Here is a 25041-nt window from a genome sequence, read left to right as displayed (position 1 = left end):
ATACAATCAATTTTTAAGAAAAACGCATTAAATCAGTGTTTTTCTTGTATAAATCGTTGCAGTATCGCTATTGCTTGTGTTAAAGTCATAGCATAATGATAATTGAATTATCATTACATAAACCTTTAGGAGGTGAATTGACATGAACAAAACTGACTTAATCAACGCTGTAGCTGAACAAGCTGACTTAACTAAAAAGGAAGCTGGTCAAGCTGTTGATGCCGTTTTCGAATCAATTCAAAAATCACTAGCAAAAGGTGACAAAGTACAATTAATCGGTTTCGGTAACTTTGAGGTACGTGAGCGTGCAGCACGTAAAGGACGTAACCCTCAAACAGGTAAAGAAATTGATATTCCTGCAAGCAAAGTTCCAGCTTTCAAAGCAGGTAAAGCTTTAAAAGATGCAGTGAAATAATTCAATTATTTACTTAGAAAGCCCTTTTTAATAGGGCTTTTTTCTTATTTTATACTTATCTTTTTTTGTCATACATACCCAAGTGATACATAATAAATAAGCTTTGAAACCGTTTTAACATAATCATGTAAGTTTCACCATTTTACGAAACAATACAGATTTAATTTTCATATTGTTAATGTTAATATAGAGAGTGATTATAAATTGGGGTGTGACTGATGCGCAAAACATTTGAACGCTTAGAAAAACAAATTGATCAAATATTATTTCAAATACATAAACCTAAAAATGTCTATATCAATCATGATTTAAGTGAGATTTTAGATCGTCTTGATATTCCAGAATTATCAAAGGATGCCGTATTTTCGATTTACACGGCTATGACACATCTAGATCGCATTAGTTATTATAAATATGAACGCGATGCCATTTTAATAGGCGACTTATACAGTGCGCACTATTACAATTTAATCGCTCAAATTCAATCGACACAATTACAAAAATTAATCAGTGACGCACTGATTCATATGAATGCGTTAAAATCTCATTTACAACATAACTATCAACAAATTTCCCAAACTGAATTATTAGAAACCATCATACAAGTTGAGTTATGTTTAATTGAAGCACTCATTGATATTTACCAGCTAAATGACGAACGCGCAACCATCCGTCAAGCTGTGATCAATCAAATCAAACTCGAACAACTCACATACCTCAATTTCTTTACTGAAGAGGAAATTTCAAAAGTAATCCAAACGTTACACTCAAAATATCATTATAATGGAGTGGTTTAAATGAAGAATAAAGCGAATAAAGAACAAGTACATGAAGTTTTTCAAAACATTTCAGGTAAGTACGATAAACTTAATAACATTATCAGTTTCGAACAACATAAAGTTTGGCGTAAAAAAGTGATGAAGGAAATGAATGTACAACCAGGCTCAACTGCATTAGATGTATGTTGCGGCACTGCTGATTGGACAATTGCTTTAAGCAAGGCGGTTGGACCATCAGGAGAAGTGACGGGATTGGACTTTAGTGAAAATATGTTAAAAGTAGGCGAAGCAAAAACATCCAATATGTCTAATATCCGTCTTGTCCAAGGTGATGCGATGGCATTACCTTTTGATGATAATAGCTTTGATTATGTAACAATCGGCTTTGGTTTACGTAATATTCCTGACTATACTAAAGCATTATCTGAAATGTACCGTGTTTTAAAACCAGGTGGCATGGTCGTTTGTTTAGAAACCAGTCAACCGACAGCACCAATATTTAAGCAGGGATATAAGCTTTATTTTAAGTTTATTATGCCTTTATTCGGTAAGATATTTGCAAAATCAAAACAAGAGTATGAATGGTTGCAACAGTCCGCATTTGATTTTCCTGACAGTGAAACTTTAAAGAAGCTTTTTGAATCTGTAGCATTTGAAAATGTGAAAGTACGCCGCTTCACAGGTGGGGTAGCTGCAATGCATTTGGCTAAAAAACCTAAAACGAAATAATTAAAGGTGAGGAACCCATGTCTAAAATTAACATGAATCGTGAATTAAAACATATTGAAACTTCATTAGCACAATTAATGCATTGTGAAGATCCAACACTACAACAGGCTTCTGAACATTTATTATCTTCCGGTGGTAAACGTGTACGCCCACTATTCGTTATATTAAGCAGTTACTTAACTGGTGCACGTCCTACAGATGCAACATATCGCGTTGCAGCAGCCTTAGAATTAATTCATATGGCAACTTTAGTTCATGATGATGTGATTGATTTAAGTGACAAAAGACGTGGCAAAACTACAGTAGAATTTGAATGGAGTCAATCTACAGCTATTTTAACTGGTAATTTTTTACTTTCACGTGCAATTGCGCATTTAGCAGCAATTGAAAATTATGAGATTCATCGTACGTTATCCCATGCGATTATAGAAGTGTGCCGTGGCGAATTATTTCAATTTCAAGACCAATTTCGTACGCCTCAATCTCTAACAAATTACTTACGTCGTATTAAAAGAAAAACCGCTTTACTGATTCAATTAGCGACAGAAGTCGGAGCAATGAGTGCAAATGCGGATCAGGCAACCGTCAAATGTATGAGAGATATTGGTTATAACATCGGTATGAGTTTTCAAATCGTTGATGATATTTTAGACTTTACAAGTACTGAGAAAAAGTTAGGTAAACCTGTAGGAAGTGACTTACGTAATGGACATTTGACATTACCAACACTACTTGAAATGAAAAAAGACCCGGAATTTAAACAACGTGTTGAGCAACTTCATGCAAACGCATCTCAAGAAGCATTTGAAGTGTGCATCAACCAAGTGCGTCATTCAGATGCCATTATGCAGTCTAAACGTGTAAGTGAAAAATATTTACAACGCGCAAAACAGTTGCTCAATACGATACCAGAAAACGACGCTAAACCATTATTTAATAAATTAATATTAAAACTCCAAAACCGCATGAAATAAATGACAAAACAATTGAAAGCGCTTTATTATCATGGTAGGATAATCTTGTAATCTATACATAAATACAGGGGGATCCTCAAAATGGAAAAAACATTTGTAATGATTAAACCAGATGCTGTACAAAGAAAATTAATTGGAGAAGTCGTTCAACGTCTCGAGAAAAAAGGTTTAAAATTAGTAGGTGCTAAGTTAATGACTGTGCCTCAATCATTAGCAGAAACACATTATAGCGAACATAAAGATAAACCTTTTTATTCAAAACTCATTTCTTTTATTACGTCAGCACCTGTTTTTGCAATGGTTGTAGAAGGTGAAGATGCCGTTGCAGTAGCGCGTCATATTATCGGTGCTACAAATCCATCAGAAGCAACACCAGGATCTATTCGAGGAGACTTAGGTTTAACGGTAGGTAGAAATGTTGTTCATGGTTCAGACTCAGTAGCATCTGCTGAACGTGAAATAAATTTATGGTTCAAACCCGAAGAAATTAGCCAATATCAATCTCCTGATGAAGTTTGGCTTTACGAATAACCTATTAATTTAAGACATATAAGTGCATAGATATCCAATAGAACGGTTAAATCTTTGATTTGACTGTTCTAATTTTTCACCCTTATACTTTAGCTATTAAAAGCGTTAAACTTTTTCATATTTTTCTGTTAATTTATCGCATGTTTTATGCTAAGATAGGTAACATATTTATTTTAATCAGTGCGATGAAACTAAGAGCTATGATAAGCTTGAAACATCATCATTATTCTATATAGAAGGAGATGCCTAAAATGAGATTTTTAACCGCAGGCGAATCACATGGTCCTCAACTGACAGTAATTATAGAAGGACTACCCGCTAATGTGAAAATTGATATAGATCAAATTAATCAAGAAATGTTTAAACGTCAAGGTGGCTATGGGCGAGGACGCAGAATGCAAATTGAAAAAGACAATGTAGCCATTGTATCTGGTGTACGCCATGGTTACACGCTAGGCAGTCCTGTAACCGTAGTAATTAAAAACGATGATTTTACACATTGGAAAAATATTATGGGGGCTGACCCAATCACAGCTGAACAGCAAGAAAATATGAAACGTGTCATTACTAAGCCTCGTCCAGGCCATGCCGATTTAGTGGGTGGAATGAAGTATCATCATCAAGATTTAAGAAATGTGCTAGAGCGTTCATCTGCGCGAGAAACGGCAGCGCGAGTGGCAGTGGGAGCCATTTGTAAAAGTTTACTTGCTCAATTGGATATTCATCTATACAGTCGTGTTGTTGAAATTGGAGGCATTAAAGATGAGGGCGATTATGACCTAGCTACTTTAAAAACGCATGTAGATCGTAATGATGTACGTGTCATTGATGAAGGTATTGCACAAAAGATTCGCGACAAAATCGATCATGCGAAACAAGAAGGCGACTCTATTGGTGGCGTCGTTCAAGTTATCGTTGATCAAATGCCAGTAGGGATTGGAAGCTATGTTCACTATGATCGTAAATTAGACGGTCGAATCGCTCAAAGTGTTGTTGGCATTAATGCATTTAAAGGCGTGAGTTTTGGCGTAGGCTTTAAAGCAGGATCACTTTTAGGCTCACAAGTTCAAGATCCTATTTTATATGATGATGAAAAAGGATACTACCGTGAAACGAATCATTTAGGTGGCCTTGAAGGCGGTATGTCAAATGGAATGCCAATTGTTGTGAATGCTGTTATGAAACCTATACCTACCTTATATAAACCTTTAGCCTCTGTCGATATCAAAACGAAAGCGCCTTTTAAAGCGACGATAGAACGTTCCGATAGCTGTGCGGTTCCTGCGGCAAGTGTAGTATGTGAGCATGCGGTTGCTTTTGAAATTACAAAAGCCATATTAGAAGAATTTGAATCCAATGATTTTGAAACATTACTTTCACAAGTTGACGCACGTAGAATGCGAAATAAAACGTATTAAGGGGATAGACTATGAAATTGTTCACACGTTATGAATCTAACAATTATCCCATTATTATTGAAAAAAATGCCATTGATAAACTAGATGACTATATTGCAGATTACCAGCATGTATTCATTTTAATCGATCAGAATGTTGCTCAACTATGGCCATCGATTAAAAAACGCTTCCAATCATATATCATGATTGAAATCCCCTCTGGAGAACAAGTGAAATACATTCAATATTATGATCAATATATGAATCAACTTCTTGAACATCATCCTACACGTCAGTCCTGTGTCGTGGCGATTGGTGGGGGTGCCACAGGAGATTTCGCTGGTTTCATAGCTGCAACATTATTAAGAGGTGTTGATTTTATCCAAGTGCCAACAACGCTGCTTGCACATGACTCTAGTGTTGGCGGTAAAGTAGGCATTAATGCATCCTATGGTAAAAATTTAATCGGTGCCTTCCATCGACCAAAAGCAGTGATTTATGATTTGAATTTTTTAACATCTTTACCGACAACTGAAATACAAAGTGGCTATGCTGAAATTTATAAGCATGCATTACTTTCAAATCATGAGGCTGTAGACACATTAGAACAACACTTTGCTACATTACAGTCCTTAAAACATCTTGACCATATTGAACAACATATAGTTCAAGGCATCGAGACTAAGCTAGACATTGTCATTGAAGATGAAAACGAAAAAGGAAACCGAAAATTTCTAAACTTAGGTCACACGTTTGGACATGCTATTGAATATGCACATCACATGTCGCATGGACACGCTGTGATGATTGGTATTTTATATCAATTTTATGTCGCAAATATCATTTTACAGACACAATTTGCTACAGATCATTTTTATCATTATTTAAAACAACTTGAGTACCCTTTATCATTACTCGATACATTTGATTTCGAATCATTATATACACTCATGTTATCAGATAAGAAAAATACCGCGACTGGTGTGCAAATGGTTTTACTTCAACGTATAGGTCAAGCAACAGTCGAACATATACCGAAACACATTTTAAAAGAAGCATTTGATCAAATGCTTCAATATCATCAGGAGGTGCACTAATGGAAACCATTTCTATACAAGGACCTTTAAAAGGTCATGTAACAATACCTGGTGATAAATCGATGACACATCGTGCTATCATGTTAGCATCGTTAGCCCAAGGGACATCTATCATCAATAAACCATTGTTAGGTGAAGATTGTCTTAGAACCGCAGAAATTTTCCAATCACTTGGCGTTTCAATGCAATTTAAAGAAGAGCAACTACAGATTACATCTCCAGGTTTCAAACATTTTAAAACGCCACACCAAGCGCTATACACAGGTAATTCAGGAACTACAACCCGTCTTATGGCAGGGTTATTAGGTGGCTTAGGGATTGAGAGTGTATTGTCGGGTGATAATTCAATAGGAAAGCGACCAATGAATCGTGTGATAGAGCCGCTTCAACAAATGGGCGTTAAAATACGAGGCATAGAGAATAACTATACGCCACTAGTAATAGAAAAAGGGCTTATACAGGGTATTCATTATAAAATGCCTGTAGCAAGCGCTCAGGTTAAAAGTGCAATTTTGTTTGCCAGTCTTTTTGCCAACAATGAATCGGTAATAGAAGAATTAGATATGTCTAGAAATCATACTGAAACAATGTTCGCACATTACGGGATTCCTATCAATGTGTCATCACATCGTATAGTATTGCCAGGCAACAGTATCCATCACATTAAAGCCACTGATTTTGATGTACCTGGAGATATTTCATCAGCTGCTTTCTTTATAGTAGCAGCACTTATTACACCAGGAAGCGATATCTATTTACATCACGTGGGCATGAATCCAACACGGGATGGCATCATCGAAGTGGTTCAACAAATGGGTGGCAATCTTGAAATTTTAAATCAAACCAACACACCTGAACCAACCGCAACGTTACACGTTCGATATACCCCTCATTTGAAACCTATTGAAATAAGTGGAAATATTATTCCACGCTGTATAGATGAACTACCAGTCATTGCTTTACTCTGTACACAAGCTAAAGGTTCAAGTATTATAAAAGATGCCGAAGAATTAAAGGTTAAAGAAACAAACAGAATAGATACTACTGCAAGTGAATTAAATCGACTTGGTTTTCATTTAGAACCCACTGATGATGGAATGATCATACACTCATCTCAATTGCAAACACCTTGTGAAGTTGATAGTCATACCGATCATAGAATCGGAATGATGCTTGCAGTTGCGTCGTTACTTCACTCAGAATCTATTCATATTAAACAGTTTGATAGTGTAAATGTTTCTTTTCCTGGATTCTTACCGATACTAAAACAATTTGAGAATGAGGGATAACATGGAAGATATCTATAAAATTATAGATGATATCAATTTACAAAATTTAGACAACCTCGATTCACGTGTACAAGAAGTACTTCAGTCAGATGACGATGAAGGGTTATTTGCACTCGGAGAAACATTATATCAATACGGGTTAACACCTCAAGGTCTTGAGGTGTTTCGCACGTTATACCACAAATATCCTGATGAAGGGGAAGTGCTTATCTATTTTATAGAAGGCCTTGTAACCGAAAATCAAATAGATGAAGCGTTGGAATATTTGAATGAAGTCCCTGTCTCCCCAGAAAAATTATTACTAGAAGCAGATTTATATCAACAAATTAATATGCTTGAAGTTGCCACTGATAAATTGACAGAAGCACTTGAATTACAACCAAATGATCCTGTCATACATTTTGCGCTTGCTGAACTCCTCTATTTTGATGGCCAGTATTTAAGGGCATCACGTGAGTATGATACGGTGTTAGAAAGCGGAGAATACGAAGTGAATGGTGTGAATTTATTTTCACGCCTTGCAGATAGTAGTCTTCAAAGCGGCAATTACCTAGATGCCTTGAAATGGTATGATGAAATGAATGAACAAGAAATGGTTCCTGAGGATTACTTAAAGAAAGCCGTCGCATTTGAGAAAAACGATCGAACACAAGAAGCAATAAAAATCACTAAATCTTTATTGAATATAGATCCTGACTTCATCCAAGCTTATTTTTATTTACAGCAGTTATATGAAAATGAAAAAATGTTCGCTGACGCCATTGATATCGGTGACGAAGGTTTACGTTTAAATCAATATTATAAAGAGCTTATGTACAGTACAGGCGCTTTAAAAATCGAACATGGTGATCAAAATGAAGCGGTTGCTTTATTAAAACAAGCACTCGAAGTCGACCCAAGTTATCAAGAACCGTTATTAATGCTTGCTGATTTTTACCGCCATCAAGAAGACTATGAAGCATTAATTGAATTAGTACAATATGCTAATGAAGAAGACATGGATCCTGTATTTACATGGCAATTAGCTTATGCACTTGGCCAAGAAGAACGCGATAAGGAAGCGCAACATTTTTACGATTTAGCTTTTGTAGCACTAGAAGATAATACGGATTTCTTAAAAGATTACTATGCGTATTTAATAGAAGTCGGTCACATTGCTCAAGCCAAATCTATTTTAAACGCGCTGCTTCAAAAGGAGCCTCATGAAGAAAGATGGCATGATGAGTATGCACGTTTGAGCTAGGAGGATACGATGTTTGAGGTGCCCATCAATCAAGACAAACAACATTTGATTGATTATTTATTGTTTCAATATCAGTTTAAATCACGAATATCTGTGTGGTTGTTAAATTATTTTAAATCAGATGATGATTTTTTAAGTCGGATTAATTTCGTTGATCAAATGATACCTGGACATCTTACGTTAGAAATTTCAGTTGAAAATAGTGAATACCCAGCTATACGTTTGACGATGGATGGAATGACATATGTGAATACAAATGAAATCTTTACTCGCATCATTAACGATACGGCACCGATAGATTTAAAAATCCACTTTTCTCATGCCAAATATAGAGATTTACGACTTGATCATATTATTTTACATCAATTATTAACGTCTCATCATAACACATGTTATTTTAATGACGTAGCTAACATTCATTTGAGCAATGATATGCGCCAACATTTGATGCATATCATTGAATCTCAAATTGATTTGAGTTTACAAATGAAAGATCAACACACTTTTTATTACTATACGGCGTTATTACGTGTAGTTAAATAAGATAAGCGTGTTGTTTTAAGGAGTTATGCTATGAACTGGTCTTCACTGCATCCGATTTTAATATACAATCGCGCCATATTAACATTTTTATTTCTATGTAATTTAATGGGTACGATTTTCGGTTATGTATGGTATGCGCACAGATTATCTCTTTCTCATTGGAAATATTGGTTGTTTATACCTGACAGTCCTAATGCAACGCTCTGTTTAACTGTGAGTATTGGGTTAATGCTTTTCAATCACCGCAATGCAATCATTGATACCCTCGCATTTATCACCTTGATTAAATACGGTGTATGGGCCATTTTCATGATTATATTTTTAAGTATCCACGACCAAACTATTTATTTATTAGGGGTAATCTTGTTAGTAACTCATGCCATCATGGTGATTCAAGCATTTTTATTTTTACCTCGGTTCAAAATCACATGTCTGAGCATTTCCTTTGCTATGGTTTGGGTGTTTCACAATGATGTGATAGATTATGTCTTTCATCAATTTCCAAAATATGGTTCATTAACACCATACGAATCTATCATTGGTTACGTCGCATTTTGGTTAAGTGTTCTACCATTGTTAATATCAATTTATGTCTGTCATCAACGAAAGGTTAAAAAGTTTGACCATTATTAATCAACCACTTACAATAGTATTAAAGGAGTGAACATAATGTCTTTTATTAATTTAATTATTTATTTTGTAATACTTATGATCCTCCCAATGTATGCTCAACATAAAGTTAAATCTAACTATGAAAAATATTCACAAGTTAGATCTACAAGTGGCAAGACGGGACGAGAAGTTGCTTTAGAAATTCTACATGCTAATGGCATTTATGACGTAGATGTGAAAGAAGGCGAGGGCTTTTTAACTGATCATTATGATCCAAGTAAAAAAGTAGTCGTTTTATCACCTTCTAACTATAATCGACCAAGCGTTGCGGGTACAGCGATCGCAGCCCATGAAGTTGGTCATGCGATTCAACATTATGAGGGGTATTTCTTCTTACGTTTCCGTTCTGCATTAGTACCAGTAGCAAATTTAGGTAGTTCGTTATCATACTTACTTATTACTGCTGGATTCATTTTGACAATGTTGCATATTGCATTCGGTTCTACGCTATTATGGATTGGGATTTTCTTTATGGCTTTTGCTGTGTTGTTCTCAATCATTACATTGCCAGTAGAATTTGATGCAAGTAAACGTGCAATGAAGCAAATTCAACGTTTGAATATTGTAAATGAAAAAGAATATAAACATGCTGGCCGTGTGTTACGTGCAGCTGCAATGACTTATGTTGCCGCTACAGCAGTAGCCGTTGCTGAGTTAGTAAGATTAATTCTTATCGCACGTTCTGAAGAATAATAATACGTATAAAACATCCATTCTGATATACCAGAATGGATGTTTTATTTTGTCTCTTTTCAATGTCCAATGTCCCAAAATTGCCGATACCCTAGATTATCATGTAAGATAAAGATTAAGACATTGAAAGGGTGCGTTAAATGAATAAATCAATGAAAATGATGCAACAAGAAGTGGATGATTATATATCTCAATTTAAAGTAGGGTACTTCTCACCACTTGCAAATTTAGCGCGTTTAACTGAAGAAGTAGGAGAACTTGCACGTGAAATTAATCACTATCACGGTGAGAAACCAAAAAAAGCTTCAGAAGCGGCTAATACTATTGAAGCTGAACTCGGAGATAATTTATTTGTATTGTTATGTTTAGCAAATTCATTAAATATTGATATGACAGAAAGTTTTAATCAAACGATGGAAAAATTTAATCAACGTGATAGTCATCGTTTTGAACGTAAATAAAGGAGTGTGCCAATGTGAAAATAGGAATTACGTGTTATCCTTCGGTTGGCGGATCAGGCATCATTGCCACAGAATTAGGTATCTTAATGGCAGAACGCGGGCATGAAGTTCATTTTATCACCTCAAATATGCCATTTCGACTTAACAAACCCGTACCGAACATTACGTTTCACCAAGTAGATATTAATCAATATGCGGTATTTCAATATCCACCTTATGATATTTCCTTAAGTACAAAAATCGCTAACGTCATTAATGAACATGATTTAGATGTACTTCATATGCACTATGCGATACCGCATGCCATTTGTGGCATACTGGCACGCCAAATGTCAGGCAAAGATATTAAAATTATGACAACATTACACGGGACAGATATCACTGTTTTAGGTTACGATCATGCATTACGAAATGCCATCAAATTTGGAATTGAAAAAAGTGATATTGTCACAAGTGTGAGTCAATCACTGAAAGATGAAACGTATCAAATTATAGAACCTGACAAAGAAATCGTTCCAATTTATAATTTTGTGAGAGAGCACGAGTTTCCAGTAGGACGCCAACCCGAACTACGTGCGAGTTACGGCATTTCACAAGATGAGAAAGTCATCATTCATGTGTCTAATTTCCGTAAAGTTAAACGCATCGATACGATTATCGAAACTTTTGCACATATCCGTAAAAACATTAAAGCAAAATTACTTTTAATTGGCGATGGACCTGAATTGTTAGATATGCGACAACTTGTAAAAGCGTTAAACTTAACAGATGATGTCTTATTTCTTGGAAAACAAGACTGTATGAGTAATTTTTATCAAATTTCTGATCTTGTTTTATTGATGAGTGAAAAAGAGAGTTTTGGTTTAACCCTTTTAGAAGCGATGAACTCAGGTGTCATACCTATAGGCACAAGTGCAGGTGGTATTAAAGAAGTCATTAAACATGAAGAAACAGGCTTTTTAGTGAATATTGGAGACGCACATGTAGCGGCAGACTATGCTGTTTCTATTTTACAAGATTCAAAACAATATCAACGTATGCAGGCGGCTATGTTAGCAGATATTCAACAACGTTTTCATTCCTCTAAAATTGCAGATCAATATGAGCATTATTATGAAAAAATGTTAGGAGACGCGTACACACATGACTAAAAATGCCTTTTATGATGCGATACCTGTAATGGAGCACATTTCAAAACATGGTTTTAAAGCTTACTTTGTCGGTGGCGCTGTACGAGATTATTACTTGCAACGTGATATTCATGATATCGACATCGCTACAAGTGCTACACCAGATGAAATCGAAGCTATTTTTGAGCACACGATTCCAGTTGGCAAAGAACATGGTACGATTAATGTTGTCTTTGAAGGGGACAATTATGAAATTACGACCTTCCGCACTGAAGGTGACTATGATGATCATCGTCGCCCAAATGATGTACAATTTGTGCGCTCATTATATGAAGACGTCGCACGTCGAGATTTTACAATTAATGCGATGGCAATGGATACATCATTTAAACTTTATGATTATTTTGAAGGGCGACATGATTTAACAGCAGGTCTGATTCGTACAGTGGGCGATCCCAACTTACGTTTTGCTGAAGACGCTTTACGCATCATTCGAGGATTACGATTCCAATCTCAACTTAATTTTGAAATCGATCCTAATACGTTTGAAGCGATGCGGAATGCCGCTTGTGATATTGCATATTTATCCATCGAACGTATTATAGCGGAGCTAGATAAGTTGCTTAAAGGTTCAGGAATCGAAAAGGCTTTTTCAGCAATTCAAAGCATTAATCTCTTGGCGCATGTGCCTTATTTCAATCAATATCAATGGCAAACGCTCTCTTTATCTGAACCGTTGACACTTGTGCAATTCCTTGCGTTGTTGTATTTATTAGAGGGAAAGAAAGCACATATAAAAACTTTAAAATTAAGTAACCAAACACTTAAGGAAGCTGATGTTTTATATTCCGCTGTATCAGAATTACAATCCATTCAATCAAAACGTGACCTTCAAATTTGGTTATATGATTACGGTATTACACTTGCTCAAACGATTCTTGATTTGCGTCCGTTGTTTCAAAATCATGGCATTATGTTGCCATCACCTTTATTTTTTAATGCGACAAGCGTTCATTCACTTTACGAACAACTGCCAATTCGGTCTCGTAAAGAAATACCAATTGATGGTAAAGTACTAATGGAAGTATTACAACAACCTAGTGGCCCTTGGTTAAAACAAGCATTAAGAAAAATTGAATGCGCGGTTATAACTCAAGAAACACTCAATACACAATCTGATATTATAGAATGGGTGAAATTAAATGTCGAAGTATAGAGACCCCATATTAAAATTAATTACGGATGAGCGACCGAATTACATTTCTGGTCAAACCATCGCAGAAAAACTGAATATTTCTAGAATGACGGTAAAAAAAGTCATTGATCAACTTAAAGCTGAAGGTATTTCTATTGACTCTGTACATAATAAAGGGCATCGCCTCAATACTTTCCCTAATACTTGGCATACAAGTATCGTACAATCTGTATTAACGCATCAACCTTTATTTGATATCATACACTGCTATGACTCAGTAGCATCTACACAGCTTGAAGCTAAACATCTATTGGTTGACCATGATGAACCAATGCTTATTATTAGTGATACCCAAACTGAAGGTCGTGGGAGATTTAAAAGACCTTGGCAATCTTCTAAGGGAAAAGGGCTGTGGATGTCACTCGTCTTAAGACCTCAAATTTCTTATGCCATGTTAACAACATTTAATTTATTCATGTCGTTAGCGATTCGTGATGCGATTCAAGCTTATGTAGATGAAGACGTTAAAATTAAATGGCCTAACGATATCTATATTGGCGAAAAGAAAATATGTGGCTTTTTAACTGAAATGGTAGCAAATGCAGATGGTATTGAAGCGGTCATCTGTGGTATAGGCATAAATATCAACCAAACTGCTTCTGACTGGGACGATGAAATACGTCAAATTGCAACAAGTATTAAAATTGAGAGTGGTCAGTCCATTGAACGTTATACGTTTTTAGAGACACTCATTTCACATATCGCTAAACGATACCATCAATTCCTAACATCTTCATTCAAATCAATTAAAGAGGAATACGTTGCTGCTTCCAACATATGGCATCGACAATTACGTTTTACTGAAGGCAAACGTCAGTTTTACGGCAAAGTAATAGAAATTGATGATGAGGGTTTTTTACATGTTGTAGATACAACAGGAACGATTCATCGTCTAATGAGTGCAGATATTGAACTATAGATAAAAAGAAAGGAGGGGTGATATGTCAAATACGCGCTACGCGATTGTCGATTTAGAAACGACAGGAAATCAAGTGGGCTATGATGAAATTATTCAAATTGGAATATCCTTTGTTGAAAATCATTCAATTGTAGATCAATATCATTCTATGGTTAAAACAGACTTAGAAATACCGACGTTTATTCAAGCTTTAACCTCAATAGAAGCGGACATGCTTGATCAAGCGCCTTATTTCAAAGATATTGCGCGCCAGATATATCATAAACTAGAGAATTGTATATTCGTGGCACATAACGTCAATTTCGATTTGAACTTTCTTCAATTCGCCTTTAAAAGTGCGCACATCGATTATGAACCTCCACAAATTATAGATACACTAGAATTATTTAAAATTGCTTTCCCAATGGAAAAAAGTTATCAATTAAGTGAATTAGCTGATGCGAAAGGTATCGTTTTAGAACAAGCGCATCGTGCCGATGAAGATGCACGTACAACGGCACAACTGATGATTATGGCTTTTAAGCAATTAGAACAACTTCCGGTAGAAACGATGAAACAACTTTACTTTTTAAGTAAACATTTAAAGTATCAATTGGATCATTATTTCTTCGAGCTGGTTCGACAACATAAAAACAATGAACATGTCACTACATATCGCCATTTTAATGGCCTATATTACAAACCTATTCTAGATTTAAAAGAAACCCGTATACAGTTTGAAGGAGACATTCAAACACTGTATCAAACGATCATTGACAAAGCAGGGTATCAATATCGTGAAACACAGTTGTATATGGCTGAAACGATATATAATCAAATCATGCATAGTGAAAAGACCTTGATAGAGGCAGACACAGGAAGCGGTAAATCGCTTGCATATCTTATTGCTGCATTGATGTTTCATATTGAAACCGGGGAACATGTTATGATTTCGACAAATACAAAGTTGTTACAGAATCAATTGTTGCAACATGACATTCCTATGATTAATCGTGCACTGAATATACGTTTACACGCGCGTATGATTAAAAGCAAACACGACTACATCTCATTAGGCCTTGTACGTCAAATCCTCGAGGAATCTACACCAAATTATGAAGTGAATGTTTTAAAGATGCAGCTTTTAATCTGGATTCTACAAACAGAAACAGGGGATATACAAGAACTTCATTTGCGTGGCGGGCAAAAAATGTACTTTACACAAAAAGTCGAAACATATATTCCAATAAAAAACGATGTACATTATTACCATCATATTAAGCAAAATGCGCAACGTATACAAATTGGTGTAACAAATCACGCCCACTTAATGTATTCTTCTCCAGACAATTCCATATACCAATTATTTAATCATTGTATTATAGATGAAGCACATCGGTTACCTGATTATGCTTTTGATAGGGCGATTAAAGTAGTAGGTTATGCTGACATAAAATACCAACTCGGGTTAATTGGTAAAACAGAAAATGAAAAATTATTACGTCAATTAGATGTTTTAGAACAACAGCGCATAGATGAAAAATTAGACATACCACCTATCGATGTATTTCAAATTAAAGAAGACATTGATCGTATTCATGAAGAAAATGAGCACCTTTTTAACGTGTTGTTTGAATGTGCACATCAGTCAAAAATTTATGAAGACGAAAGTGCCAAAACATTTTATATTTATAATTTAGATTCTGAACAAATTTCAAAGCCTTTGAGTCGTCTCATCCAACAAATTAATTTAACACTTGAGAATTTTAATAGCATGAAACATGCTACTATTAAAGCGATTCGCAAACATTTATTGTATATACGAGATATGATGAAATATTTTGAAAAGGCGATTCAGCAACACCAACCGTTTTATCTATCACTCAAAAATACGCATCAAAAGTCCACTTTAAAGGTGCATATTAAAGAAAATAAAATTAAAACGATTTTAACGAATAAAGTTCTTAATAAATTTGATTCCATTACGTTTGTTTCAGGGACGTTAACATTTAACGGCTCATTTGATGCTTATAAAAAATGGTTTAATAACGAAGCATTTAAAACTTTTACCATCAAGCCAAAAGTACCGTTAAATACAAAGGGACATTTATTTATACCATCCGATATCGAACGCTTTGATTACCATCACCATGATGATTATATTCAATCCATAGTTTCATACATTATTGAGTATGCTGAAATCGTCCAAGGTAAGTGTTTGGTTTTATTCACAAGTTATAAAATGTTATATGAAGTTATGAATTATTTACAAGACTTAGAAGCACTTGAAGATTATGTCATTTTATCCCAACAACCTAGTCAAAATTTTAAAATCGTTCAGCAGTTTAACCACTTTGATAAAGCGATTTTATTAGGCACTACGATGTTCTTTGAAGGGTTTGATTATCAAGCCAATGGCATAAAATGTGTTATGATTACCAAATTACCATTTATGAGTCAGTATCATGCTAAACCAATACTTCTAAAGGATGAATTCGATAATATCTTTAAAGATTATGTCCTTCCTGAAGCTGTTTCAAGATTTAAACAAGGTTTAGGGCGCTTACTACGAAATGAACATGATCAAGGTATAGTGGTTTCATTCGACAATCGTTTAAAAGAGCAACATTATAAACATTTTTTCAATGAAGCACTTGAACCATTTGCTAAACATTACGGAACAATGAACGATTTTGATAAATTATTAATTCAATTACAGTCAAAAAAGTAACATGAAATGATATTTTGTTTGAACTTATTGCGATTGTAGAACTTATAAGTGAGTTTTGATAAAATAAGAAAGAGTAAAAATGTAATAGGAGACTGGTTATGAAAACAACGATAAAAGAAGCTAAGAATTTTATAGGTCAAGAGGTTACAATCGGTGCTTGGCTCGCAAATAAGCGATCAAGCGGTAAAATCGCGTTCTTACAATTGCGTGATGGAACTGGCTTTATGCAAGGTGTTGTCGTTAAAGCAGCTGTAGATGAAGACACTTTTAAACAAGCGAAGTCCATTACACAAGAAACCTCTTTATATATTACGGGTGAAATCACAGAAGATAATCGCTCAGATTTAGGATATGAAATGCAAGTCAAATCCATCGAAGTGATTCATGATGCTCATGACTATCCAATCACACCTAAAAATCATGGTACAGAATTTTTGATGGATCATCGTCATTTATGGTTACGTTCAAAAAAACAACATGCAGTGATGAAAATTCGTAATGAAATTATTCGTGCGACCTATGAATTCTTTAACAATAATGGTTTCACAAAAATCGATCCACCAATTCTTACAGCTAGTGCACCAGAAGGCACAAGTGAATTATTCCATACAAAATATTTCGATGAAGATGCCTTTTTATCTCAAAGTGGTCAACTGTATATGGAAGCTGCTGCGATGGCGTATGGTAAAGTGTTCTCATTTGGTCCAACTTTCCGTGCAGAAAAATCCAAAACGCGTCGTCATTTAATTGAGTTTTGGATGATTGAACCTGAAATGGCCTTTACTACACATGATGAAAGTTTAGAAGTTCAAGAACAATATGTATCGTTTATCGTTCAATCTGTTCTCAAAAATTGTGAAATTGAACTTAAAATATTAGAGCGTGACACATCTAAATTAGCTAAAGTAAAAGCACCATTCCCTCGCATCTCATACGATGATGCTATTGAATTCTTGCATAAAGAGGGATTTGATGACATTGAATGGGGCGATGATTTTGGCGCGCCACACGAAACTGCTATTGCAAACCATTATGATTTACCTGTATTTATCGTTAATTATCCAACTCAAATTAAACCGTTCTACATGCAACCAAATCCAGCCAATGAAAAAACGGTTTTATGTGCCGATTTAATTGCACCTGAAGGCTATGGGGAAATTATCGGTGGTTCAGAACGTATCAATGATATTGAATTACTCGAACAACGTATTGACGAGCATCAATTAGATACGGAAAGTTATCAATATTATTTAGACTTACGTAAATATGGTTCGGTTCCCCACAGTGGCTTTGGTCTAGGACTTGAGCGCACTGTAGCATGGATTTCGGGTGTTGAACATGTACGTGAAACATCTCCATTCCCACGTTTATTAAATCGTTTATATCCATAGTATTTAATGACTGTAGACCAAGTCTCATGACTAATTTTTGAGCTTGGTCTTTTTATATCAAAACGAAACGAGGTGACGACATGAATGCAAGAGAACTACAAATTCGTCCTGTGGTCATTCGATACGAATTGCTAAATTATTATCAAGCACTCGGTTTGAACGAAGCAGACTTAATCATACTAATTAAAATTTTACACGCCTATGAAGTGTCTAATTTACAACCTTCAATAGATGTTCTTAAACAAGGTACGACGATGCAAGAAACAGAAGTCACTATGATTATCCAAAAACTTATTCGTTTAGATTTATTATCAATGAAAGTTGAAAAAGATCATGACGGTAAATTCTCAGAATTCATAAATATGGACGGCTTCTTTAATCAGTTCGCAAAAGTGCTAGAGCAAGAAAAGCAAAAATTAGAGCTTGAAAATGACACAGCACATTTTAAACGTTTATTTTCTAAAATTGAGACCAATTTTGGTAGGGCATTATCACCATTAGAAATAGAAACGATTTCACAATGGTTAGACGTCGATCACTATCCACACCAATTAATCGATGCTGCAATTGACGAAGCTTTAAGTCATAATAAATTAAATTTAAAGTATATTGATCGAATATTGTTGAATTGGCAAAAGAATAATGTCACTACTGTGGAAGATTCAAAACCTATACGGGCAAAATTTAAAAAACAATCACAAGAGGGAGCAAAAAAAATTGAAAATTTCCCTAAGTTTGATTGGTTAAATGGGGAGTCACCAAATGGTAAGTAAGAAAAAAGCTTTAGAAATGATAGATACAATTGATCAAATGTTTCCAGATGCAGAATGCGAATTAAAACATAGCAATCCTTTTGAACTCACAATTGCGGTTTTATTATCTGCACAATGTACAGATAACACCGTTAATAAAGTAACACAAGACTTATTCCAAAAATACCATACACCTGAAGATTATTTAAATGTTGAACTTTCAGAACTCGAAAATGATATTCGACGTATCGGATTATATCGGAATAAAGCAAAAAATATTCAAAAATTATCTAAATCATTAATTGATAAGTTTGATGGGGAGGTTCCAAACACACATCAAGAACTTGAAAGTTTAGCTGGCGTGGGGCGAAAAACAGCTAACGTGGTCATGAGTGTGGCTTTTGGAGCGCCTGCTTTAGCCGTCGATACGCATGTAGAGCGCGTTTCAAAAAGATTAGGGATATGTCGTTGGAAAGATAGTGTCTTAGAAGTAGAATGTAAGCTCACATCTATTATCCCTAAAGATCGATGGACTAAAAGTCATCATCAATTAATCTTTTTTGGAAGATATCATTGTTTAGCACGCAAACCGAAATGCGGAGAATGTCCTTTATTTAATGATTGTCGTGAGGGACAAAAACGTTATAAAGCGTCATTAAGAGCAGTAGGTGGCGTCTCATGATGAATCGCTACACTCATTTTCATAACCTTGAACTCGAATTAGATGCACTTGCCAAAAAACGTTTAATTGGAAAACCACCTTCATTTGACTTATTAGATGCTTATTACGAATTACTCATATCTTATTTTAAAGATATCAATCATATCTCTTCTATTGAGCCACTTGATGAAACACAGTTAATGATTAAACCATTTAATTTAACAGAACGATTGGCGTATATTCAACAACGTAAACATCATTATATGGGATATCAACAAATGAAAACATTAAAAACAGAACTTATAAAAATGCACGCAGCCTATCGCGTCCGTCATGAAGAAGATCTTTAAAAGTATTGACGTGTCGGTAGCACTTGCATATTTGTAATATAAAAAAACAAACTCCTAAACAACATCGTTGTCTAGGAGTTTGTTTGCGTTAAAATCCAAAGAAGTTACGAATTGTACCACTTGGGCCACCAGTAGAATTTCTTTGATTTGTCGTTCCACTATTACCCGTTACGCCACTTTGAGAGTTTGCTGTTGGGCGATTCGTAGTATTACTAGAACCACCGGCATTTGTACCACCACTATTTTCAGTAAAGTTACTTGTAGTATTATGGTCTGGTGATTTTGCAACATATAGGCTCTTATCACTGCCTCCTACAGAATCTGGACGTTTGAAGTCTTCGCTATATCCTGGAGGGTGAATGCCTGACATTACTTCTCTAAATAGTTCTTGAGGTAACTTTTGTTCGCTACTACCTACAAATGAGTTTGTACCATATGGTTTTACGTTGTTAAAGCCCATCCAGATAGACATCGTATATCTAGGGGAGTAACCTGCAATCCATACATCTTTGGCAGCTGAATCTGGTAAATTGTACTGTTGATACACTTCAGAACCGTAAGTACCTGTACCTGTTTTTGCTGCAACATTAAATCCTGGATTGTTACCATAAGCAGAACCATATGCTTTAAATGTACCTTTTAATACATCAGTAATCATATAAGCAGTGTAATCTTCCATTGCTTTATGACTCGTATGATCAAACTCAATCGTATTGCCATTGGCTTCTTCAACACGTTTTATCGCGTGCGCTTTGTTATATTCACCGCCATTGGCAAAAGACGCATAGGCTGACGCTAATTGTGTTGGTGAAAATTCAGAAGATGAACCACCTAATACTTCGGAAGGTCCGATATTAGTGTTTTCATATTCTAAACCAACTTTTTTAGCAAAATCAGTCGGTGCATTACTGCCTGCTTGTTCTTTAACTTGTTGCCAAGTTTTAAGGGCAGGAATATTAAAACTTTGACGTAAGGCATCATACAGTGCAACCGTTCCATGACTCTTTTGGTCATAGTTTCTAAACGTATCACCGTCTACGTTATACGCAGATTCATCTTGTAATGCGTGATTCGTCGCCCATTGGAGATTTTCAATGGCAGGTGCGTATGCTAAGAAAGGTTTTAATGTAGAGCCGGTAGGGTGTAGGTCTGTCGCTTGGTTTCTTTCTACGACATCTTCGTAATTACGTCCACCCGAAATCGCTACAAGACCACCTGTTTTACTGTCAACTATCGTTGCACCAACTTGTTGGTCTTCATTCTTATAATAACCACCATTATTTACACGTTCTTGTAATGTATCTTGAACATTTTTATCCATGTTAGTGTAAATTTTAATACCACTGTTTAGAAGGTCAGATAAGTTTTCACCTTTAAAGTCTGGATGTGCCATTAATTCTTGCTTAATGAAGTTAACATATGAATCATATTGTTTTGTACTATCATCAGGTTTAATTTGACGCTCTGTTGAAGTACGTTGTACTAGATTCTCTGTAATAGGTGTATTTTGAGCCTCTTTTTTCTCTTTTTCAGAGATGCGATTATGGTAAGCCATTAAGTATAATACAGTATCTTTACGTTGTTCTGCTTGTTCAGGATGATCGTAAATATTATACGTATTAGGTACTTGTGGTAGACCAGCTAAATACGCTGATTCAGCAAGATTTAAGTCTTTTAAATCTTTGTTGAAGTAATACTTAGCAGCAGCTTTAATACCATATACACCATCAGAATAATAAATTTTGTTTAAGTACATTTGGAATATTTCATCTTTAGAATATTCCTGTTCCAAACGATATGATAAGTATGCTTCTTGCGCTTTACGTTCAATTGACTTTTGATCAGTTAAGAATGTACGTTTAACAACTTGTTGCGTAAGTGTTGACGCACCTTGAGCACCAAAGCCTCCAGAGACATTTTTTAAAACAGCTCCAAAAAGACGTTTGTAGTCGAGGGCACCATGATCATAAAAACGATTATCCTCAGTCGCTAAAACAGCATTTTTCATCTGTGGCGGGACATCTTTTAAGTCAACGTGTTCACGTCTTGCACCGTTATCAAGCTTTTTAACAAGTTGTCCATTTTTGTCATAAATTTCTGCTGGTGCGGGATCTTGTAATTTCGCTTCATTAAAGGCGGGTGCTTTCCAGGCATAATATGCAAAAAGTAAGATTGCTAGTAAGCCTAAAATAACTCCGGCAAGCACCATAAAACTCAGCACTTTGATGATGGTACGTTTGATGTTTCTATTCTTTTTTTGACCGGACTTCTGAGATGAACTATTAGAAGTCCTTTTCTTTTCCGTCATACGCGGTCCTCACTTTCATCTAATATCAACTTATCAACTGCATTGAGGTAATCTAATCTTGGTTGATATTGATAAGGAATATAGTAACTATTTTCTTGAATTTCTTCAACCGAAATAGATTTTTTTCCTCCTTGTTGACACCGTTCCCAAAAAGGAAGAAAGTTTTTAAAAGGGAGTAGGTACACATCGTCAAGCACTTTAAATCGAATGAGTAAAAACACTATGCCACCTTGTTCTGACACATGAGACATATGTCGCACTTGATGTTCATGAATGTTTTGTAACGGAAAAGACGTTTTATTTTTAGTTTCTTTCGCTTCAAAGTCGATGTGATAACCCTGATAAATACCATTATAATCGGTTGTAGAAGGCGTTCTAAAATAAGCCTCTTTAATAACAGCCTGACTACGTTTAGGATAATCTACATGTACCACTTGAACTGGGGTAGGCTTCTTATTAATCACTGCACGTCGGTGTTTCATATAAAATTGATTTGAACGTTCAATGTCTTTTTCTAATGACATCCCACGTCCACCATATTCAATTTTACTATGCTGTGACATATTCGTGATTCCGCCTCTAGTCTGATTTGGCTTAAAAGGCTTACCATTAGGATAATTCATTTTGCCACCTAAATTCTGAATTAAGTTAGAACGACTGTTCTTTACTACATTAGTAATGTTTTAAGGTACATATCATTTAATAATTAAGTAAATAGGGCGCTTAACACATTACTTAACTCGTATGATATCCTTTAATTCCAATGACATTACGATACAAAACACTTTGCAAATCAATATTATGTTCGTATATAATACGATGCAATTAAAGTTATCATAAACTGATATTATTGTATCACAAATGCTATAGATGCGTTACCCTTAATCCAGTTGTAATAAGCATGTAATACGAGATATACACATTTGGAGGTTAATATGAATGTCCAAGAATTGATAGAAATAAATAAAGCAATACAAAAGCGCTTTAAATTAGCTAAACAAGGTCATCAATACGATTTTGAAAAAGATATCAAACCGTTTGTTAGTGACGTAGACGCATCTTTGTTGTCGTTTAAAAAAAATTATCATTCTATGCTTACGTTCCCATATTTTAATGACCAAAAATTTCATCGTCTCATTCAAATTATTGAAGAAGTTTCTGTAGAATGTCATTATAAAAGAACAAGTACTAAAATATTTAATGATAAAATTAAAGTTGTCACACATGATTTAAATTATCTAAAACAAATGAGTGAACAAAACCATGTTTAAAACGATGTATGTTACAGGATACAAATCTTATGAACTCAATATTTTTAATGAGTCCGTTAAAGAAGTGCAGTACTTAAAGCAATTTATAACGCATAAATTGATAGGTTATATCGAAGAGGGGCTTGAATGGGTGTTAATTCAAGGCCAGTTGGGTATTGAATTATGGACAGCAGAATGTGTCATTGATTTAAAGTCAGATTATCCTGATTTAAAATTAGGTATCATTACGCCATTTGAAAATCATACAGAGAAGTGGAATGATACTAATCAATTGCGTTATCAGCACATTATAGCGCATGCTGACTTTGTGCGTAGTGTTTTTGAACGCCCTTATGAAGGGCCACATCAATTTCAAGCTGCAGATCAATTTATGTTAGATCATACAGATATTACGCTTTTGATTTATGATGAAGAACAAGAAGCGAGCCCTAAGTTTTTCAAGCGTAAGTTAGTTGATTTTACAGAAAAAACAAACTATACTTGTGATATTGTGGCGTTTGACGAAATTACGAGCTTTATCAATGATTTACAATGGTCTGAAGAAAATTGAATCAAATGAGGTGGAGAAATCATGTCAGATGTTTCTTTAAAGTTATCTGCAAAAGATATTTACGAGAAAGATTTTGAAAAAACAATGGTACGCGGTTACCGTCCTGAGGAAGTAGATGCTTTTTTAGATGATATCATTGCGGACTATCAAAAAATGGCTGACTTAAATAGTGAGGTCATTAAATTAACTGAGCAAAACAATAAATTAAAAAAAGAAATTGAAGATTTACGTATTCGTGTCGCATCAGGTCGTTCACACGATAATAAAAGTTTTGCTAACCAAAGTACGAATCAAAATAGCAATGTAGACATTCTTAAACGTATCTCTAACCTTGAAAAGGCTGTATTTGGTAAATAATCATTGCTTTTATGAATCAAAATGATATAATTTTTGAGTGATATTTTGCGTAATCGCTATAGTGAATATAGAGGAAAGTCCATGCTCACACAATCTGAGATGATTGTAGTGTTCGTGCTTGATGAAACCATAAGTCAAGGCAATAGCTATATTGACGGCAACGACCTAACCTAAGTCTTTTGATACGGTTACAATAGTTTGAAAGTGCCACAGTGACGTAGCTTCAGTTAGAAATAACGAAGGTGGAACGCGGTAAACCCCTCGAGTGAGCAATCCAAATTTGGTAGGAGCACTTGTCTAACGGAAATGAACGTATAGATGAGGAAAAGTTATATGCTTTTCAGACAGATGATTACGACCGGCGTACCAGTGTAACTAGTGCACATCATGAGTACTACGGGACAGAACATGGCTTATAAAAATATCACTACTAGTTCGGGGCTGGGACATCAATGTTCCAGCCCCATCATTTATTTCACTATAAATGTGTACCCCTTTAAACCGCTATCCAATGACATCACACATCATCATTACCCTCATCGATGAACATGATTACTAAATGCC

General features: G+C 35.1%; 26 protein-coding genes and 1 other RNA gene. 25 read left to right on the top strand and 2 right to left on the bottom strand.

The window, feature by feature from the left end:
- Positions 1-142 precede the first annotated feature (142 nt).
- The 21 genes from G8Y85_RS04920 to G8Y85_RS04820 all read left to right on the top strand — a co-directional run bounded on the left by G8Y85_RS04920 (position 143) and on the right by G8Y85_RS04820 (position 19991).
- Positions 143-415 (top strand): HU family DNA-binding protein, encoded by a 273-nt coding sequence (locus G8Y85_RS04920; protein ID WP_037564282.1) that lies wholly within the window; start codon positions 143-145, stop codon positions 413-415.
- Positions 416-633: 218 nt separating this feature from the next.
- Positions 634-1212, top strand: a complete 579-nt coding sequence (locus tag G8Y85_RS04915; protein WP_165805511.1) for a hypothetical protein — start codon at positions 634-636, stop codon at positions 1210-1212.
- The gene (locus G8Y85_RS04910; RefSeq protein ID WP_037564286.1) at positions 1213-1923 is read left to right on the top strand and encodes a demethylmenaquinone methyltransferase; all 711 of its coding nucleotides are present in this window, start codon (positions 1213-1215) and stop codon (positions 1921-1923) included.
- Positions 1924-1940: 17 nt separating this feature from the next.
- Positions 1941-2897: a polyprenyl synthetase family protein gene (locus tag G8Y85_RS04905; RefSeq protein WP_103345979.1), complete on the top strand. Its 957-nt coding sequence runs from the start codon at positions 1941-1943 to the stop codon at positions 2895-2897.
- Between the two features lie 81 nt (positions 2898-2978).
- Positions 2979-3428, top strand: a complete 450-nt coding sequence (gene ndk / locus G8Y85_RS04900) for a nucleoside-diphosphate kinase (protein WP_060551078.1) — start codon at positions 2979-2981, stop codon at positions 3426-3428.
- 251 nt (positions 3429-3679) lie between these two features.
- The gene (gene aroC / locus G8Y85_RS04895) at positions 3680-4846 is read left to right on the top strand and encodes a chorismate synthase (RefSeq protein ID WP_165805510.1); all 1167 of its coding nucleotides are present in this window, start codon (positions 3680-3682) and stop codon (positions 4844-4846) included.
- 11 nt (positions 4847-4857) lie between these two features.
- Positions 4858-5922, top strand: a complete 1065-nt coding sequence (gene aroB / locus G8Y85_RS04890; protein ID WP_165805509.1) for a 3-dehydroquinate synthase — start codon at positions 4858-4860, stop codon at positions 5920-5922.
- Positions 5922-7211: a 3-phosphoshikimate 1-carboxyvinyltransferase gene (aroA, locus tag G8Y85_RS04885; protein WP_165805508.1), complete on the top strand. Its 1290-nt coding sequence runs from the start codon at positions 5922-5924 to the stop codon at positions 7209-7211. The genes aroB and aroA overlap by 1 nt, the downstream gene beginning before the upstream one ends.
- A gap of 1 nt (position 7212) precedes the next feature.
- The gene (locus G8Y85_RS04880; RefSeq protein WP_165805507.1) at positions 7213-8454 is read left to right on the top strand and encodes a tetratricopeptide repeat protein; all 1242 of its coding nucleotides are present in this window, start codon (positions 7213-7215) and stop codon (positions 8452-8454) included.
- 9 nt (positions 8455-8463) lie between these two features.
- A complete protein-coding gene (locus G8Y85_RS04875) occupies positions 8464-8997 on the top strand; it encodes a YpiB family protein (protein WP_103345984.1) in 534 nt (177 codons plus the stop codon).
- A gap of 30 nt (positions 8998-9027) precedes the next feature.
- Complete coding sequence (locus G8Y85_RS04870; RefSeq protein WP_103345985.1) at positions 9028-9630, top strand: DUF1405 domain-containing protein; 603 nt, start codon at positions 9028-9030, stop codon at positions 9628-9630.
- Between the two features lie 36 nt (positions 9631-9666).
- Positions 9667-10362 carry a zinc metallopeptidase gene (locus tag G8Y85_RS04865; RefSeq protein ID WP_060551071.1) on the top strand — a complete coding sequence of 232 codons (696 nt, stop codon included), beginning with the start codon at positions 9667-9669 and terminating at the stop codon, positions 10360-10362.
- Positions 10363-10502: 140 nt separating this feature from the next.
- Positions 10503-10823 carry a nucleotide pyrophosphohydrolase gene (locus tag G8Y85_RS04860; protein ID WP_165805506.1) on the top strand — a complete coding sequence of 107 codons (321 nt, stop codon included), beginning with the start codon at positions 10503-10505 and terminating at the stop codon, positions 10821-10823.
- Positions 10824-10837: 14 nt separating this feature from the next.
- Entirely contained in the window at positions 10838-11974 is a 1137-nt protein-coding gene (gene bshA / locus G8Y85_RS04855) for an N-acetyl-alpha-D-glucosaminyl L-malate synthase BshA (RefSeq protein ID WP_103345986.1), read from the top strand.
- Complete coding sequence (locus G8Y85_RS04850) at positions 11967-13169, top strand: CCA tRNA nucleotidyltransferase (protein WP_107401367.1); 1203 nt, start codon at positions 11967-11969, stop codon at positions 13167-13169. The genes bshA and G8Y85_RS04850 overlap by 8 nt, the downstream gene beginning before the upstream one ends.
- On the top strand, positions 13156-14127 hold the full coding sequence (locus G8Y85_RS04845) for a biotin--[acetyl-CoA-carboxylase] ligase (RefSeq protein ID WP_107401366.1): 972 nt from the start codon (positions 13156-13158) through the stop codon (positions 14125-14127). The genes G8Y85_RS04850 and G8Y85_RS04845 overlap by 14 nt, the downstream gene beginning before the upstream one ends.
- Before the next feature lie 22 nt (positions 14128-14149).
- A complete protein-coding gene (locus tag G8Y85_RS04840) occupies positions 14150-16837 on the top strand; it encodes a helicase C-terminal domain-containing protein (protein WP_165805505.1) in 2688 nt (895 codons plus the stop codon).
- A 98-nt stretch (positions 16838-16935) separates the two neighbouring features.
- Complete coding sequence (gene asnS / locus G8Y85_RS04835; protein ID WP_107401364.1) at positions 16936-18228, top strand: asparagine--tRNA ligase; 1293 nt, start codon at positions 16936-16938, stop codon at positions 18226-18228.
- A gap of 80 nt (positions 18229-18308) precedes the next feature.
- A complete protein-coding gene (locus G8Y85_RS04830; protein WP_060551064.1) occupies positions 18309-19001 on the top strand; it encodes a DnaD domain-containing protein in 693 nt (230 codons plus the stop codon).
- The gene (nth, locus tag G8Y85_RS04825) at positions 18991-19662 is read left to right on the top strand and encodes an endonuclease III (RefSeq protein ID WP_165805504.1); all 672 of its coding nucleotides are present in this window, start codon (positions 18991-18993) and stop codon (positions 19660-19662) included. The genes G8Y85_RS04830 and nth overlap by 11 nt, the downstream gene beginning before the upstream one ends.
- The gene (locus G8Y85_RS04820) at positions 19659-19991 is read left to right on the top strand and encodes a YpoC family protein (RefSeq protein ID WP_103345990.1); all 333 of its coding nucleotides are present in this window, start codon (positions 19659-19661) and stop codon (positions 19989-19991) included. The genes nth and G8Y85_RS04820 overlap by 4 nt, the downstream gene beginning before the upstream one ends.
- Before the next feature lie 88 nt (positions 19992-20079).
- Here the strand turns inward: G8Y85_RS04820 and G8Y85_RS04815 are convergent, their stop codons facing one another.
- Complete coding sequence (locus G8Y85_RS04815) at positions 20080-22299, bottom strand: transglycosylase domain-containing protein (RefSeq protein ID WP_165805503.1); 2220 nt, start codon at positions 22297-22299, stop codon at positions 20080-20082.
- Positions 22296-22922 carry a Holliday junction resolvase RecU gene (gene recU, locus G8Y85_RS04810; protein ID WP_165805502.1) on the bottom strand — a complete coding sequence of 209 codons (627 nt, stop codon included), beginning with the start codon at positions 22920-22922 and terminating at the stop codon, positions 22296-22298. The genes G8Y85_RS04815 and recU overlap by 4 nt, the downstream gene beginning before the upstream one ends.
- A gap of 312 nt (positions 22923-23234) precedes the next feature.
- Here recU and G8Y85_RS04805 point away from each other — a divergent pair, with 312 nt between their 5' ends.
- The 4 genes from G8Y85_RS04805 to rnpB all read left to right on the top strand — a co-directional run bounded on the left by G8Y85_RS04805 (position 23235) and on the right by rnpB (position 24898).
- Positions 23235-23570: a DUF1798 family protein gene (locus G8Y85_RS04805; RefSeq protein WP_060551061.1), complete on the top strand. Its 336-nt coding sequence runs from the start codon at positions 23235-23237 to the stop codon at positions 23568-23570.
- The gene (locus G8Y85_RS04800; protein ID WP_107401363.1) at positions 23563-24120 is read left to right on the top strand and encodes an SLOG family protein; all 558 of its coding nucleotides are present in this window, start codon (positions 23563-23565) and stop codon (positions 24118-24120) included. Before G8Y85_RS04805 ends, G8Y85_RS04800 begins: the two co-directional genes overlap by 8 nt.
- Before the next feature lie 21 nt (positions 24121-24141).
- The gene (gene gpsB, locus G8Y85_RS04795; protein WP_037564338.1) at positions 24142-24477 is read left to right on the top strand and encodes a cell division regulator GpsB; all 336 of its coding nucleotides are present in this window, start codon (positions 24142-24144) and stop codon (positions 24475-24477) included.
- A 41-nt stretch (positions 24478-24518) separates the two neighbouring features.
- Positions 24519-24898: RNase P RNA component class B (gene rnpB / locus G8Y85_RS04790), an RNA gene on the top strand.
- Positions 24899-25041: the final 143 nt, after the last annotated feature.

Origin of the sequence: Staphylococcus sp. 11007852 (assembly GCF_011394325.1) — a bacterium.
In the GTDB taxonomy this organism is placed as follows: domain Bacteria; phylum Bacillota; class Bacilli; order Staphylococcales; family Staphylococcaceae; genus Staphylococcus; species Staphylococcus agnetis.
The sequence above is the reverse complement of the archived record's forward strand: the minus strand, read 5'-3'. Positions and strand labels throughout refer to the sequence as shown.

Coding starts and splice junctions, on each gene's coding strand:
- G8Y85_RS04920 (WP_037564282.1), top strand. CDS start 143: ATGAACAAAACTGACTTAATCAACGCTGTAGCTGAACAAGCTGACTTA.
- G8Y85_RS04915 (WP_165805511.1), top strand. CDS start 634: ATGCGCAAAACATTTGAACGCTTAGAAAAACAAATTGATCAAATATTA.
- G8Y85_RS04910 (WP_037564286.1), top strand. CDS start 1,213: ATGAAGAATAAAGCGAATAAAGAACAAGTACATGAAGTTTTTCAAAAC.
- G8Y85_RS04905 (WP_103345979.1), top strand. CDS start 1,941: ATGTCTAAAATTAACATGAATCGTGAATTAAAACATATTGAAACTTCA.
- ndk (WP_060551078.1), top strand. CDS start 2,979: ATGGAAAAAACATTTGTAATGATTAAACCAGATGCTGTACAAAGAAAA.
- aroC (WP_165805510.1), top strand. CDS start 3,680: ATGAGATTTTTAACCGCAGGCGAATCACATGGTCCTCAACTGACAGTA.
- aroB (WP_165805509.1), top strand. CDS start 4,858: ATGAAATTGTTCACACGTTATGAATCTAACAATTATCCCATTATTATT.
- aroA (WP_165805508.1), top strand. CDS start 5,922: ATGGAAACCATTTCTATACAAGGACCTTTAAAAGGTCATGTAACAATA.
- G8Y85_RS04880 (WP_165805507.1), top strand. CDS start 7,213: ATGGAAGATATCTATAAAATTATAGATGATATCAATTTACAAAATTTA.
- G8Y85_RS04875 (WP_103345984.1), top strand. CDS start 8,464: ATGTTTGAGGTGCCCATCAATCAAGACAAACAACATTTGATTGATTAT.
- G8Y85_RS04870 (WP_103345985.1), top strand. CDS start 9,028: ATGAACTGGTCTTCACTGCATCCGATTTTAATATACAATCGCGCCATA.
- G8Y85_RS04865 (WP_060551071.1), top strand. CDS start 9,667: ATGTCTTTTATTAATTTAATTATTTATTTTGTAATACTTATGATCCTC.
- G8Y85_RS04860 (WP_165805506.1), top strand. CDS start 10,503: ATGAATAAATCAATGAAAATGATGCAACAAGAAGTGGATGATTATATA.
- G8Y85_RS04850 (WP_107401367.1), top strand. CDS start 11,967: ATGACTAAAAATGCCTTTTATGATGCGATACCTGTAATGGAGCACATT.
- G8Y85_RS04845 (WP_107401366.1), top strand. CDS start 13,156: ATGTCGAAGTATAGAGACCCCATATTAAAATTAATTACGGATGAGCGA.
- G8Y85_RS04840 (WP_165805505.1), top strand. CDS start 14,150: ATGTCAAATACGCGCTACGCGATTGTCGATTTAGAAACGACAGGAAAT.
- asnS (WP_107401364.1), top strand. CDS start 16,936: ATGAAAACAACGATAAAAGAAGCTAAGAATTTTATAGGTCAAGAGGTT.
- G8Y85_RS04830 (WP_060551064.1), top strand. CDS start 18,309: ATGAATGCAAGAGAACTACAAATTCGTCCTGTGGTCATTCGATACGAA.
- nth (WP_165805504.1), top strand. CDS start 18,991: ATGGTAAGTAAGAAAAAAGCTTTAGAAATGATAGATACAATTGATCAA.
- G8Y85_RS04820 (WP_103345990.1), top strand. CDS start 19,659: ATGATGAATCGCTACACTCATTTTCATAACCTTGAACTCGAATTAGAT.
- G8Y85_RS04815 (WP_165805503.1), bottom strand. CDS start 22,299: ATGACGGAAAAGAAAAGGACTTCTAATAGTTCATCTCAGAAGTCCGGT.
- recU (WP_165805502.1), bottom strand. CDS start 22,922: ATGAATTATCCTAATGGTAAGCCTTTTAAGCCAAATCAGACTAGAGGC.
- G8Y85_RS04805 (WP_060551061.1), top strand. CDS start 23,235: ATGAATGTCCAAGAATTGATAGAAATAAATAAAGCAATACAAAAGCGC.
- G8Y85_RS04800 (WP_107401363.1), top strand. CDS start 23,563: ATGTTTAAAACGATGTATGTTACAGGATACAAATCTTATGAACTCAAT.
- gpsB (WP_037564338.1), top strand. CDS start 24,142: ATGTCAGATGTTTCTTTAAAGTTATCTGCAAAAGATATTTACGAGAAA.